The following is a 13482-nucleotide window of genomic DNA, read 5'->3' on the forward strand; positions in this document are numbered from 1 at the left end:
CCGTCGCAGGGCATCCTGCGGCGTCCCCAACCTTTCACGGACGGTTCGAAAACGGCCGTTCGATGAAAATCAGGTGTTTATGGTGGGACTCTTTTGAAGAACAAGGCGTCCTTTGAAGCTTTTTGAAAAACGCTTCACCAGACATCTTTATTGTTTTCAAGGCAAGGCAGGAAGCCCCCCATGACACAGCACAAGACAGAGACAGCCGTTCTGGCCGGTGGATGCTTCTGGTGTATCGAAGCCCCCTTGCGTGAAATACGCGGTGTGCTTTCTATCGAACCTGGCTATGCCGGTGGCGATATGCCCGACCCGACTTATGAAGCGGTCTGCACCGGCAGAACAGGACATGCGGAGGTCGTGCGGATCGAATTCGATCCTGCCATCCTGTCCTATCGCGACCTGCTGGGCATGTTTTTTGCCCTGCATAATCCCACGACCCTGAACCGGCAGGGAAACGATGTCGGCACGCAGTACCGCTCCGCCATTTTTACCCTGTCCACTGAACAGGCACAGATCGCCCATCAGGTGTGGGCGGAACTGACGGCGCAAAAGCTGTGGCCCGATCCCATCGTAACGCAGATTGTTCCGCTGGAGCATTTCTATCCTGCTGAAACCTATCATCAGGACTATTTCGCCAAAAATCCCGGCAACCCTTACTGCAGTGCAGTCATCCCGCCCAAGATCGCGAAAATCCGCAAGCTGTTCCGCGACCGGCTGGTACATACCTGAAGATCATGCCACCTGAGCGCCGCAATCTGGCGACAGGTGGCATTGGCCGTGCATCAGGGCTTGGGATCAAAGCCATCCATCAGCCCGTCAAAAAATGACCTCAGCCCCAGCCGTGGGGACTGCGCCTGTTCCACCGCGACCCCGTTGACGCCATCTTCGGGATATTTCGGCAAGGTGGGGATGGCCGTGCTGAGTTCACGCCACAATCCCGCAAGTTTCTGGTGCTCAGCCTCATGCGAGGCTGCAAGCTCCTGCACCAGCTTCATGCAGGCGACTGCCTGCGGGTCCTGGTTCTTTGCGCCCTCTTTCAACAAGGCCGCAATTTCCAGCACACCACTGGAACTCTGGTCCATCTGCGCGGACAGCGCGGCATAGGCATCAAGGATTGGCTTGAGGTTCATCGGGTCTTCTCCATCGGCTTGTCCTGACACTTCTATCGTTTCCGTACCAACTGCGCACCTGATGAAGAAGGGTTGGCACCCGTCCGCGCCGCAGCCCCCACCAGAACAGGCATGTTCACAGACACCCATCCCTACAATAAATTATATCAGGTGCGATAATAACAAAGCCCATATGATGATATAGCAGGAACGATCAGGAGAAATCCTGCCGACAGGAAAAGTTTTTGGGTGCTACCTTATTTCAAAAAGGCAGCGTCTTCTGAAGCTTTTTAGAAAAAGCTTCACCAAAAACCTTTATAATTTCAGTTTGTTATCGAGTCTGACTTTTCAAACAGTCTCTAACAAAAATGGTTTTCCAATCTCTCCCGGCTTCAGGAAAACTCTTGTTGTTGCACTGTTTTCAGACTGCACCATCCCCAAACCTGCCATAAAAAAGGGCGGCAGGATGATCCCCACCGCCCGTTCCTGACGCATCTGACGTCGGATGGTAAAGAGAACTGTCTTCAGGCCGTAGTATCGCGATAGGCTTCGGCAAACGCGGCTGCCGCGCCAAGCAGTCCAGGCTGGGGGTAGGTAATCAGCTTGACCGGCATCGCAGCCATCAGGCTTTCGAAGCGTCCCTTGGCCACAAACCGCTCAGCAAAGCCCGAAGCGCCGAGATGCTTGGCCAGACGCAGGCCCAGGCCACCGGCGATGACGACGCTGCCGCCGCCCTGCGCCAGCGCCAGGTCGCCCGCAACCGTGCCCAGCGACAGGCAGAACCGCTCCAGCGCGGCCCCCGCGACATGATCGCTGCCGTCAAGCGCCATGGTCCACAATGTCTTGTCATCACGCGTGCGCACCGGCAGGTTGCCGATTTCCGCAATCGCCTCATACAGGTTGGCAAGACCCGGCCCCGACACCACGCGTTCGACCGACACCCGCCGATAACGCAGACGCAGAAGTTGAAGGATACGGTCCTCGAACTGATCAAGCGGGGAGAAATCTATATGCCCCCCCTCGGTCTCGCACACGAAATAGCCACCCTTGCGCCGCACGACATAGGCCGAACCCAGCCCGGTGCCCGGCCCCACGATCGTGATGATCCCCTCCTTGGGCAGGGGGATATCCGGGCCGCAGACATGTTGCAGGCTTTCTTCGCCAACCTGTGCCACGGCATGCGCGACGGCGCCGAAATCATTGACCAGCACATGTTCGTCAATACTGAGCTTGGCCCCAAGCTGCGCGGGCTGGATGACCCATGGGTTATTCGTCAGCTTCAGGATATCGCCCTTGATGGGACAGGCCACGGCAATGCCCGCCGCACGTGGCAGGGGACGTCCCACCACACGACCGAACGCCTCCCACGCCAGTTGCAGGCTGGCATGTTCAGCACATTTCAGGGTCGTCGCCTCGCCAAGGCTGACGACACGGCCGCCTTCCACGTGGGCCAGCGCGAAACGCGCATGGGTTCCCCCGATATCGACGGCTACGATTTCTTTCATGTGGGATCACTCTCCGCAGTCAGCAGGCAATCTTATTTCGGGGGTGCAGGGGTTGCGTACGGCATGAAACGTCGCAGGCCCCGTCCCCGTCAAATCAGATCCTCTAAAATAATCATGGGTTACGCCCCCAGCTACGGCAGGGGGGAACGAATGACATTGATAAAAGTCACGTTATCCCATCAATTCCGGCACAATATCACAATAATATTACTTTTCCTGCCCATTATTGGGATATCTGCCCACGCGGCACCTGCCCGGCCTTCAGTCGCGACAATATCCATCGCTTCAGCGGCCATGGCACGATGGCATCCACCAGGCGCAGGATGGAAAACAGGAACGGGAACACCAGATGCGCCTGCCCGCGTTCCACCGCCCCGGCAATCTGTCGCGCGGCGGCGGCCGGGGTCTGCAAACATGGCTTGAATCCCACCACACGGCGGCTCATCGCCGTATCGACAAATCCGGGCGATACCAGCGTCACCCCCACGCCATGCGGTGCAAGCGCCATATGCAGCGATTCCGAAAAACGCTTCAGCCCGGCCTTGGACCCGGAATAGGCGGCGGCGAACGGGATGGCATGAAAGGCCGCAACCGACCCCACCAGAACGATATGCCCGCGCCGGCGCCGGACCATGGCCTCTGCCGCCGCGGCGGCCATGGCGGACGGCGTGGCATAATTAACCAGCCCGAGTTCGAGCACCATCTCCGCCTTTTCGGTCACCTCGTCCGGTGTTTTCATGTCGCCAAGCCCCGCCGCAAGGATCGCAAGGTCGATGGGCATGGCCGCGTCATCCTCGCGATAGGCGGCGATGGCGGCACGCCCGTCCTGCAGGTCAAGCGCACGCACCATGACATTCACGCCACATTGGCGACAGTCCCGCGCAATTGCCTCCAGCCGGGTCGCATCCCGACCCCACAGCACAAGATTCCATCCCCGTCGTGCATAAAGCCGCGCCAGTTCCGCGCCGATCCCCCCCGACGCACCTGTAATCAGCGCCCGTCCGGGGGCCCCGTTCATGGTCTGGCTGGGCTGTGATTCCATTGTCTGTCTTCCTTTCCACCACCATTTTGTGCCATCAGCACAACGAACGGGTTATTCAACCTTCTACACCACTCGCGGGCATCTCCGCCACGCCATGCCCCGGCGCGGCAACGGTTGACGCCAGCACAGTCAGGAAGCTGCGGACAGGTCATGAACGAAGCCGACCAACTTGTCATTATTCCCGTTTCCGGTTTTCGTCAGATGACCACCTTCATCCAGTTACCGCGCCTGCTGTATGCAGGGCTGCCGGGATATGTGGCACCGCTTGACATGGTGCAGCGCGACCTGCTGCTGCCCACCCGCAACCCGTTTTTCCGCCGGGGGCAGGCGCAGTATTTCCTTGCAACCCGTAACGGACAGGCCGTGGGCCGCATCTCTGCACAGATCGACCCCGTCGCCATCGACCATATAGGTGAACAGGTCGGCTTCTTCGGGGCGCTGGACGCGGTGGATGACCTTGGCGTTGTTTCCGCACTGATCGACGCGGCGGCGACATGGCTGCGTGAACGCGGGATGAAGGTCATGCGCGGCCCCCAGACGCCCAACAGCAATGGCGAGTTCGGGATGATGATCGAGGGGCAGCACGAACTGCCCATGGTGGCCATGCCGTGGCACCCGCACTGGATGCCCGCCATGATGGAAGCATGCGGCATGATCCGGCGCGAAGACCTCCTCGCCTACCGCATCTTCACCGGCCCCGATGCGGAGGAAGCGCACCTTGTCCCCTCCAGCCTGAAGATGGGCGAAGGCCGGCTGGGCAGCATCACCACACGCGGGCTGGACATGAGCCGCCTGCACGAAGAAGGGGAAACCCTGCGTCGGCTTTATAATGACGCATGGCGCAACAACTGGGGTTCCCTCCCGCTGACCCGTGACGAGATGAACGGCATGATCAGCGAGCTTCGCCCCCTGCTGAAGCCCGAACATTATGTCCTGATCGAACAGGATGGCGACCCGGTGGCCTTCGCGCTGGTGGTGCCCAATGTCTATGACATCTCCGCCGATCTTGGCGGTGCGCCGTCACCGGTGGGATGGCTGAAACTCGGCAAGCGGCTCCTGCGGCATGAATTCCATTCCGCGCGCGTCATCCTGCTGGGCGTCAGTTCCCGGCTGGAGGGCACGGCACTTGGCGCGATCATGCCCGCACTGGCGATTTCCGAACTGATGAAGCGCGGTCGTACCCTGCCTTACCGCACGGTGGAACTTGGCTGGGTTCTGGAAAGCAACCTGCCGATCCGCCGCCTGATCGAACGGATCACGCCGCATCCCTACAAACGTTACCGCGTATATGACCGTCCCCTGACGGATGATGACCTATAGGCCACAGACCCCATTTCCATCGCCCATCACGATCCCGGCGGCCCTTTGAAATAATATATCATAAACCGATAGGGGTCGCGGGGCGGGAGTGTATTTCCCCACATGCAGCATGGCGCGCGGCAGTTGGGAAAAAAGCGTCACCAAGAGCCGCTGATGTTGGGGATCATGCCTGTTAGATCACCGCTTCAGGACGCCCGCCAGCCACATGGCGGCTAAAGATGGCTCCACCCTGTCCGCGCGACTTTCACCACATTCCCCTGCGCATCATATAATTTGACACCGGTCCCAGCCGTGGGATCGACGAACCGTCCGATGCGCGTCATACGCACCCCGTGATGGCGGCCACGCGCCAACAGGGCCTGTTCATGATCAGGTGGCACCGCCAGCAGCAGTTCATAGTCATCGCCACCCGTCAGGCAGGTTTCGCGCCATTGTGGCCCCGCCGCCCGCGCGGCATCGGACAGCGGCACCTGATCGACCTCGATCACCACGCCCAGCCCGCTTTCCCGCGCCAGATGGCCGGCATCCTGTACCAGGCCGTCCGAGACATCCATCGCGGCCGAGGCAATGCCATGCAACCCAAGCCCCAGACGCGGGCATGGCAGGCGATAGCGCGCGGCAAGGGCATGGTCGGGATCCGGCACCTGTCCACGCAGCGCCAGCAGCCCCAGCGCCCCATCACCGATGGTGCCCGTCACCCACAGTCCGTCGCCCGCACGCGCCGTCGTGCGGCGCAGCGCGCATCCGGGGGCCACATGCCCCACGATCGTCAGCGACAGCACCACAGGCCCCGGGGTTGAGGTCGTATCCCCGCCCAGCAGGCCAAGCCCGTATGCATCCTGATCCACACGCAGCCCCCCTGCAAAGGCCACAAACCATGCCTCCGCAAGATGCCGGGGCCGCGCCACCGTCAGCAGATAGCCAAGCGGCGTCGCATCCATGGCGGCAAGATCGGACAGGTTACAGCGCAACAGCTTGCGCCCCACCGTGTCGGCAGGGTCATCGGACAGGAAATGCACGCCCTCGACCATTGCATCGACGGCCATCACCATTTCGCGCCCCGGGGGCGGGGTCATGACGGCGGCATCATCCCGCAGGTCGAGCGCACCTTCACCCGCCAGGGGGCGGAAGATGCGCCCGATAAAGCCGAATTCCGCAGGCACGGCACCTGTTTCCCCTGTTGGGTGACTGGACATCGCCTTGTCCCTCCCTGCGCCCCCGTGCCGTCGCGTATGTGGCTCAGATGGCCGAAGGTTCCGCACCGGGCGCCGGAGTCGCAGGCGCAGCATCCGTCCCCGCGATACGGCGTGACATCGCATCGAGAACGCCATTCAACATGCGCGGTTCGTCACCAGAGAAGAAACCGTGCGCGACATCCATGTATTCATTGATGATCACGCGGCTGGGTGCCGGGTCCTGCGCCGTCAGTTCCCCGCCCGCCGCACGCAGCAGCGCGCGCAGCACGGGATCAAGGCGATCCATCGGCCAGGAGGCAGGCAGGACATCCGCCACCATCGCGTCGATATCCGCCTGCCGGGCCACACTGCCCCGCACGATGGCGGTAAACAGGCGTATATCGGCATCGGGCACCTGCCCTTCGGCATAACCCAGCGACGTCTTGCCGGTCGGCAGGCGGTGATGGGTGAACTGCGACACCACATTTTCGGCGTTATCGCCCCCCTGCTCGATCTGGAACAGGGCCTGCACCGCGCCCACACGCGATGCCGTGCGTGACCTGTTCCTGTCGTTACGGGGGGTGTCATCGGGGGCGGGGGCGCCTGTCTGTGTCATCTCAACTCTCTCCTGCCTGTCGGGCGTCGTGCGCAATGCTGGGCTTCATCGCCTCTTTGGCGCATGGGGTCCATAGGCTTTCGCCGTCATTTGTCCCCTATTGGCGGGTCATCCCCTTCCCGTGGGGCCGTATCCGCCGCAACCGAGGTGGAGATCGTCTCCAGTATCGCGGCGAAATCCTTGGTTTCCCTGAAATCCCAATGCACGCTGGCAAAGCGGATATAAGCAACCGAATCGACTTCCCGCAAAGTTTCCATCACCCTGCGTCCGATATCGACCGAGAGGATATCCGGCTCTCCCGCCGCCTCAAGATGACGGACAAGGCCATTGACGATACGTTCGATACGCTCCTCGTCCACCGGGCGCTTGCGCAGGGCGATGCGTACGGAACGGGCCAGCTTGTCACGTTCAAACGGCACGCGCCTGCCATCGGCCTTGACGACGATAAGGTCACGTAACTGAATCCGTTCTATCGTCGTGAAACGCTGCCCACATGATGCACAGATGCGGCGCCTGCGGATCGCGGCCCCGTCCTCATGCGGGCGGCTGTCCTTGACCTGGGTATCTTCATGTCCACAAAACGGACAACGCATGGCAACCACTCAATTCAGGCAGGAATGCCGCGCCCCAGGGATCCCTGAGGGCGCGCGCATTCATCATCCATTGGAAACTGTTTCAAAATAACGCATTGAAAACAGTAATAACAGTTCCCGGACACCCCATTTCAAAAAAATACGACGATCCCGGACGCTGTTTTCAAAAAGCACCGCCAAGAACTTCATCCTGATCGCAGGATGTTACTTTCGCCCCATCAGGTCAGTGGCGTTTCGGACAGGACCTGCAACACCGCATCGCCATAACGTTCCAGCTTTGACGACCCGACCCCCTTTATGGTGCCAAGTTCATGCAGGCTGGTGGGATGTTCCTGTGCGATGTCATGCAGCACGGCATCGTGGAAAATCACATAAGGCGGGATTTCCTGTTCCCGCGCCTCCCCCAGCCGCCACGCCTTGAGCGCGCGAAACACCGCCGCCACCTCTGGCGCAAGCGTGTCGGGATCGAACCGGCCGCTGCCGCCACGTCGTTCCCCTGCCGCCGCCGCACGCAGGTCATCGGTCGCATCCTCGCGCAGGGAGACAACCTCCTCCCCCCTCAGGATGGGACGCGCCCGTGCTTCGTCAAGGGAAAGCGCATTATATTCGCCACTCACACGAATCGCGCCACGGGCAATCAACTGCCGGATCACACCACGCCAGAAGGCCTCCGGCCGGTCCTTGCCAATGCCATAGACACTCAGCCGGTCATGGCCATGCCGTGTGGCCATGTCGGACGTCTTGCCACGCAGGACGGCAGCCACATGTACCGCCCCGAAACGCTGCCCCGTGCGATAAATGGCCGACAGCACTTTCTGCGCCGCAACCGTGCCATCAAATGTCACTGCGGGGTTGCGGCAGTTGTCACAATGCCCGCAAGGCTGTTCCAGACGTTCGCCGAAACATGCCAACAGCGCCTCTGTCCGACATCCTGTCGTCTCGGCCAGAGCAATCATCGCCTCCAGCCGGGCGCTCATGATCCGGCGCTGGGCCTCGGGGGCATTTGACTGTTCCAGCCAGTAACGGGCACGGGCGATATCGTCCCCCCCGTACAGCAGCACGGTTTCGGCTGCCTCCCCATCACGCCCGGCGCGACCGATCTGCTGATAATATCCCTCGGGCGAGGATGGCATGTCCAGATGCACGACCGTGCGGACATCAGGACGGTCGATTCCCATGCCGAACGCAATGGTGGCCACGATGATGACGGCCTCCCCCGAACGGAACCGCATCAGGGCGGCGCGCTTTTCCACCGGTGACAGGCCCGCATGGAACGCCAGCGCGACATAGCCGCGATCGCACAGGGATTTTGCAATCCGCTCCGTCTTGTTGCGACTGCCGCAATAGACGATGCCCGCCTCCCCTTTGTGCCGGTCAAGGATGCCGACAAGCTGGCGCATTTCCGATGTTTTGGGACGCACCACGACATCAAGGTTGGGGCGATGGAAACTTGCCTTCAGCACCGTGGCATCAGGCATCGCCAGGGCTTCGAGGATATCGCTTTGCGTGCGCGGGTCTGCCGTCGCGGTCAGCGCGATGCGTGGCACACCGGGGAAATGGTCCGGCAGGGTCGCAAGCGCGCGGTATTCGGGACGGAATTCATGCCCCCACGCGGAAATGCAGTGCGCTTCGTCAATCGCGATGACCGACAATGTCAACCGCGAGAGACGTTCGAGCATTCCCGGCGACAGCAGCCGCTCGGGCGAGACATACAGGATATCCAGCCGCCCCGACGCAAGGTCCGAACGGACACGCGCCGCGTCATCGGCCTCCTGCTCCGAATGCAGGGCGCCGGCATTGACGCCAAGCTGGCGCAGGGCCGCGACCTGATCGTCCATCAATGCGATCAGGGGGGAGATGACAAGACCGGTGCCCGGGCGACTGAGCGCGGGCACCTGGTAACAGACACTCTTGCCGCCACCGGTCGGCATCAGGACGAGGCAGTCCTGCCCCGCCATGACCTGATCCACCGCCTGCTGTTGCAGGCCGCGGAAATCAGGGAAGCCAAAGACACGCGACAATATGCCGCGCGGGGACATGTCGATATCCGCGGCCATCGTCACAGACCCGCCACCACATGCAGGGCCCACGTCACCGGCGGCCTCATTGCGGCGGGGATCAGTTGCGGACGACCTCGATCTCGACACGACGGGATGCAAGGGCGCCGTCCTCGTTATTCACGGGGCCACGGGGCTGCTGGCGGATGCGGCTGGCATCCACGCCATCAACGGCAAGCTGGCGGGCCACGATCTTGGCGCGGTCGATCGCCAGCAGTTCATCAGCCGACAGATCCTTGGACGCCGCGGCATAGCCTTCGACGCGGACCGTGGCATTATGCGCCAGCGCGCGCTGCGCCGCCTGGGAAATGACCGTCTGGGCAGGGGTGTCGAGCTGGGTAGAATTCTGGGTAAAGAAGACAACGAACTTCGCGGGATGTCCCCCCGCGCAACCCGCCAGAAGACCAAGACCCAAAAGGAGAGACAGGCGACGCATGATGGACCACTCCTGATAAAAATATATTTTACACGGGATCGTCGCGGCCGCGCCCCATTATTGTTACGCAGGTACGATATGACCCCTAATTTCCGCTACTTCGTGCCCGCTGCGCCTGCCTGCGTCAATCCTTTCCGGCCACACGACGCCCATTACTGCGCTGTCGTGACGGCATGACCGCCAGAAATACGCCATACCTGATCCAGTTCTTCCACCCCCGTCAAACGATGGGCGATCAGGATGACGGTGCGTCCCTGCGTCACTTCGTTCAGGGTGCGCAGGAATTCCTGTTCCGTCCCGGCATCCAGCCCGGTGGCGGGTTCATCAAGGATCAGGATCGGCGCCTGCGACAGCAGGGTCCGCGCCAGCGCGATGCGCCGTCCCTGCCCGCCGGAAACACGCGCGCCCCCTTCGCCAAGCCATGTCTCAAGCCCCTCGGGCATGTCACGCACCAGATCCCCCACCCGCGCCCGGTCCAGCGCGACCCACAAATCATCATCAGAGGCATCGGGCCGCCCAAGCAGAAGGTTTGCACGAATCGTATCCTCGAACAGGTGCGTTGCCTGCGACAGCCACGCCATGCGCTGCCGCAGTGCATCATCACCGATGGTCGCGATATCAACCCCACCCAGCAGCACACGCCCCGCATCCGGGGACACGACCTTCAGCAACAGTGCCGCCAGCGTGGACTTGCCCGCCCCCGACGGTCCCAGCACGGCCACACGGCTGCCTGCGGGAATATCCAGCGACAGGCCGTCGAATACCGGCACACGATCGCTGTCCCAACGGAAATGGATGTTTTCAAACCGGATATCCGTACCCGCCGGGGCCGGGGCATTCCCCTGCGCGATTGCCGCATGGGGGGGGATATCAACGGCCACCACACGCTCTGCCGCGCGCGTCACATTTCCCGCCAGCGCACCGGCACGGGTCAGGCCGCCGATGCTTTCGAACGCCGCAACCGTCAGGAACAGCACACCTGCCGCAGGCAGCGGGGCCAGCGGCCCCATGCCGCCGATACCCAGCGCCGCCGCAAGCACCACGACCACCGCCGCCTGCCCACACAGATAGGATGCCATCCCTGCAAGCGCGAGCGCACGTGACTGGCGCATCTGTGCGCGGAACAGGGCGTCGTCACGCGCCGTGACATGCGCCAGCATGCGCCCTTCGGCCCCAAAAGTACGGATTTCACGCAGGCCGCTGACCATGTCCAGCACACCAATACGCAATTGTGCGGCATGGTGGTTGACCAGCCCGCCATCACGCCGCGCCAGCACGGCGGCACATGCGGGCAGTACGAACGCCCCCAGTGCGAACAGCACGGTAATGGCGATGGCCAGCGGCGAATTGACCAGGTTGATTGCAATGAACAGGAACGGCAGCACCAGTAGCGCCCCAGCCAGCGGCACGAAGATGCGCAGATACAGACCGTCCAGCGTCTCCACATCCGACACCAGCCGCGACAGCAGGTCGCCCGCACGACGGAAACCAAGCCCTGCCGCCGCACCCCGCGCCAGATGGCGGAAAAACCACACACGCACATCCGCCAGCGCGCGGAACATCGCGTCATGTGTCACCAGGCGTTCCACATAACGCATGACAACACGGGCGATGCCAAGCACACGCAGTGCGGCAACCGTAATCACGATGCCGCCCATCGCCATGCCCGCGACACGTATCCCCGCCTCACGCGTCAGCAACAGGCCACATAACAGCGCCAGCAGCGACAGGATGCACCCCGCCGTCAGCAACGGCGCGCGCAGCCTCCAGATCGACAGGATCGTCAGGACAGGCGCAAGGACATGCCCCCGCCGGCCGGTATGGTGACGATGTTCCGTGCGCGAACGCATCATGCCGCCGTTTCCCCTGAAATCACCTGTCCATGGTCAAGATCGACCCGTTGCCCCGTAAAGGTGCCCACCGCCGCCGAATGGCTGGCAAGGATGACCGTCCTGCCCTGCGCCAACCTGCGCAGGCAGTCGAAGACGTCTGCCTCCGTCGCGGGGTCGAGATGCGATGTCGGTTCATCCAGCAGCAGCAGCGGCGCGTCCTTGAGGAAAGCCCGCGCAATCGCGATGCGCTGTGCCTGCCCACCCGACAGGCCGAACCCACCTTCGCCGATACGGGTTTCCAGTCCCTGTGGCAGCCCTTCGGCAAAGCGATCAACCGACGCGGCACGGATTGCCGCCTGCACCGCGCCTTCGTCCGCGTCGGGACGGGCGAACAGGATATTTTCGCGCAAGGTACCCGCAAACAGCACCGGCTTCTGCCCGATCCATGAGATCATCTCGCTCAACGCCTGCGGCAGGATCGTCGTAATGTCCGTATCATTCAGCAGCACCCGTCCCCGCGCCGGGGCAATGAAGCCAAGCAGCATTTCAATCAGGCTCGACTTGCCCGAACCTGAAGGCCCGGCAAGGATCACCGTCTGACCGGCGGGCACACTAAAGCTGACATCACGCAGGGTGGGGCCGCGCGCGGCATCCCATGTGAAATCGACATGTTCGAAACGCACGCCAACACCGTGGTGTCCACCTGCGTCAAGGACCGTCTCCTCCGCCGCGCGGACCTGGGTTGCGGACGGCAGTGCCAGCATCGCCGCCGCAGCGCCAGAGGCATGGGCACGATCCTGATACGCCAGCGCCAGCCCGCGGAACGGCGCAAAGAATTCCGGCACCAGAAGCACCACGAACAGGGCGCGTACCGCCGTTTCCGTCATCTGCGCCGCCGGTGCCCCCGACTGGTGCAGCGCCAGCAGCGCCGCCCCGTTGCGCAGCGCAATGACCACCAAGGCCACGACCATGGCACAGTCAATGGATGCCGAAGACAAGAACGCCACACGCAGCACCTTCATCGTGCGCCGCCGCAGGTCATCGGCGGAAGCAGCCAGCCTGCGGGCCTCGTCCTCCGTCCGCCCGGCCAGCACGATGGTCGCAATCCCGCGCACACGGTCAAGAAAGCGCGCCTGTAGCCGCTGCATCGCAAGGAACTGGTTGCGTGAGGCAACAGCCGCCCCGATCCCGAAAAGCGCCTGCCCGAATGGCACTGCGATCCCGCACAACGCCATGACCAGCGCCGAGCCGGGCTGCACGAAAGCGGCGATGACACCAAGGATGAAGGGCGCGGCCATCCACAGCACGGATGCAGGCAGCCAGCGGGCGAAGAAACCGTCAAGCGCCTCGATCCGGTCCACCGTCAGCGCCGTCAGCGCGCCGCTGTGATGCTGACGCAGCAGGGCGGGACCGCCATTAAGGATGGAAGACACGACATCGCCACGCAGCCGCCTGCGGGCATGCATGCCCGCGCGTGCCGCCGCGATGTCCGAAAGCGCCTGGCACACGGCGCGCAGCACCGCTGCGACCACCAGCCCCATCAGGGACCATTGCGCAGATATCCCCGCACCGGACGGCAGCAGCACATGGCCCAGCACATTGGCCACGCACCATACCTGCCCCGCGCCCAGCATGCTGGAGATCAGGCCAAGGCACACGACCGGCATGGCCTGCCTGCGCCCCAGACGTGACTGCGCCCGCGTCCACGCCTTCATCACTGTCTTGTCATCACTCATGATCGCTCCCTATACCGAATGAACCGGATCAGGGACAGTCATCAGGCCCCATGGGGGTGTA

The 13482-nt window shown here is 62.5% G+C and carries 13 protein-coding genes; 2 read left to right on the forward strand and 11 right to left on the reverse strand.

What is annotated here, in order from left to right; genetic code table 11:
* Nucleotides 1-180 precede the first annotated feature (180 nt).
* On the forward strand, nucleotides 181-729 hold the full coding sequence (gene msrA / locus FYB92_RS12360) for a peptide-methionine (S)-S-oxide reductase MsrA (protein WP_332828760.1): 549 nt from the start codon (nucleotides 181-183) through the stop codon (nucleotides 727-729).
* Nucleotides 730-782: 53 nt separating this feature from the next.
* On the opposite strand, the gene FYB92_RS12365 is transcribed toward msrA, so the two are convergent.
* From FYB92_RS12365 to FYB92_RS12380, 4 genes are all read right to left on the reverse strand, one after another.
* Entirely contained in the window at nucleotides 783-1130 is a 348-nt protein-coding gene (locus tag FYB92_RS12365; RefSeq protein WP_003618367.1) for a hypothetical protein, read from the reverse strand.
* Nucleotides 1131-1457: 327 nt separating this feature from the next.
* Complete coding sequence (locus tag FYB92_RS12370; protein ID WP_264986177.1) at nucleotides 1458-1586, reverse strand: hypothetical protein; 129 nt, start codon at nucleotides 1584-1586, stop codon at nucleotides 1458-1460.
* Nucleotides 1587-1633: 47 nt separating this feature from the next.
* Nucleotides 1634-2614, reverse strand: a complete 981-nt coding sequence (gene glk / locus FYB92_RS12375; RefSeq protein WP_192264704.1) for a glucokinase — start codon at nucleotides 2612-2614, stop codon at nucleotides 1634-1636.
* Nucleotides 2615-2837: 223 nt separating this feature from the next.
* Nucleotides 2838-3656 carry an SDR family NAD(P)-dependent oxidoreductase gene (locus tag FYB92_RS12380; RefSeq protein ID WP_332828761.1) on the reverse strand — a complete coding sequence of 273 codons (819 nt, stop codon included), beginning with the start codon at nucleotides 3654-3656 and terminating at the stop codon, nucleotides 2838-2840.
* 150 nt (nucleotides 3657-3806) lie between these two features.
* Here FYB92_RS12380 and FYB92_RS12385 point away from each other — a divergent pair, with 150 nt between their 5' ends.
* Nucleotides 3807-4976: a hypothetical protein gene (locus FYB92_RS12385; protein ID WP_062808725.1), complete on the forward strand. Its 1170-nt coding sequence runs from the start codon at nucleotides 3807-3809 to the stop codon at nucleotides 4974-4976.
* Nucleotides 4977-5188: 212 nt separating this feature from the next.
* Here the strand turns inward: FYB92_RS12385 and thiL are convergent, their stop codons facing one another.
* The 7 genes from thiL to cydD form a co-directional block, all read right to left on the reverse strand.
* Nucleotides 5189-6172, reverse strand: coding sequence for a thiamine-phosphate kinase (thiL, locus tag FYB92_RS12390; protein ID WP_332828762.1), 984 nt, complete (start codon nucleotides 6170-6172; stop codon nucleotides 5189-5191).
* Nucleotides 6173-6215: 43 nt separating this feature from the next.
* On the reverse strand, nucleotides 6216-6767 hold the full coding sequence (gene nusB, locus FYB92_RS12395; RefSeq protein ID WP_075624174.1) for a transcription antitermination factor NusB: 552 nt from the start codon (nucleotides 6765-6767) through the stop codon (nucleotides 6216-6218).
* Nucleotides 6768-6853: 86 nt separating this feature from the next.
* Nucleotides 6854-7360, reverse strand: coding sequence for a transcriptional regulator NrdR (nrdR, locus tag FYB92_RS12400; protein WP_003618354.1), 507 nt, complete (start codon nucleotides 7358-7360; stop codon nucleotides 6854-6856).
* A 218-nt stretch (nucleotides 7361-7578) separates the two neighbouring features.
* Nucleotides 7579-9417 carry a DNA helicase RecQ gene (recQ, locus tag FYB92_RS12405; RefSeq protein ID WP_075624181.1) on the reverse strand — a complete coding sequence of 613 codons (1839 nt, stop codon included), beginning with the start codon at nucleotides 9415-9417 and terminating at the stop codon, nucleotides 7579-7581.
* A 61-nt stretch (nucleotides 9418-9478) separates the two neighbouring features.
* On the reverse strand, nucleotides 9479-9853 hold the full coding sequence (locus FYB92_RS12410; protein ID WP_332828763.1) for an OmpA family protein: 375 nt from the start codon (nucleotides 9851-9853) through the stop codon (nucleotides 9479-9481).
* Between the two features lie 152 nt (nucleotides 9854-10005).
* Entirely contained in the window at nucleotides 10006-11703 is a 1698-nt protein-coding gene (gene cydC / locus FYB92_RS12415) for a thiol reductant ABC exporter subunit CydC (RefSeq protein ID WP_247065877.1), read from the reverse strand.
* Nucleotides 11703-13421: a thiol reductant ABC exporter subunit CydD gene (gene cydD / locus FYB92_RS12420; RefSeq protein WP_075594964.1), complete on the reverse strand. Its 1719-nt coding sequence runs from the start codon at nucleotides 13419-13421 to the stop codon at nucleotides 11703-11705. The genes cydC and cydD overlap by 1 nt, the downstream gene beginning before the upstream one ends.
* Nucleotides 13422-13482 lie beyond the last annotated feature (61 nt).

It is taken from the genome of Novacetimonas sp. GS1 (assembly GCF_036686925.1).
Classification (GTDB): Bacteria; Pseudomonadota; Alphaproteobacteria; order Acetobacterales; family Acetobacteraceae; genus Novacetimonas; species Novacetimonas hansenii.

Coding starts and splice junctions, on each gene's coding strand:
- msrA (WP_332828760.1), top strand. CDS start 181: ATGACACAGCACAAGACAGAGACAGCCGTTCTGGCCGGTGGATGCTTC.
- FYB92_RS12365 (WP_003618367.1), bottom strand. CDS start 1,130: ATGAACCTCAAGCCAATCCTTGATGCCTATGCCGCGCTGTCCGCGCAG.
- glk (WP_192264704.1), bottom strand. CDS start 2,614: ATGAAAGAAATCGTAGCCGTCGATATCGGGGGAACCCATGCGCGTTTC.
- FYB92_RS12380 (WP_332828761.1), bottom strand. CDS start 3,656: ATGGAATCACAGCCCAGCCAGACCATGAACGGGGCCCCCGGACGGGCG.
- FYB92_RS12385 (WP_062808725.1), top strand. CDS start 3,807: ATGAACGAAGCCGACCAACTTGTCATTATTCCCGTTTCCGGTTTTCGT.
- thiL (WP_332828762.1), bottom strand. CDS start 6,172: ATGTCCAGTCACCCAACAGGGGAAACAGGTGCCGTGCCTGCGGAATTC.
- nusB (WP_075624174.1), bottom strand. CDS start 6,767: ATGACACAGACAGGCGCCCCCGCCCCCGATGACACCCCCCGTAACGAC.
- nrdR (WP_003618354.1), bottom strand. CDS start 7,360: ATGCGTTGTCCGTTTTGTGGACATGAAGATACCCAGGTCAAGGACAGC.
- recQ (WP_075624181.1), bottom strand. CDS start 9,417: ATGGCCGCGGATATCGACATGTCCCCGCGCGGCATATTGTCGCGTGTC.
- FYB92_RS12410 (WP_332828763.1), bottom strand. CDS start 9,853: ATGCGTCGCCTGTCTCTCCTTTTGGGTCTTGGTCTTCTGGCGGGTTGC.
- cydC (WP_247065877.1), bottom strand. CDS start 11,703: ATGCGTTCGCGCACGGAACATCGTCACCATACCGGCCGGCGGGGGCAT.
- cydD (WP_075594964.1), bottom strand. CDS start 13,421: ATGAGTGATGACAAGACAGTGATGAAGGCGTGGACGCGGGCGCAGTCA.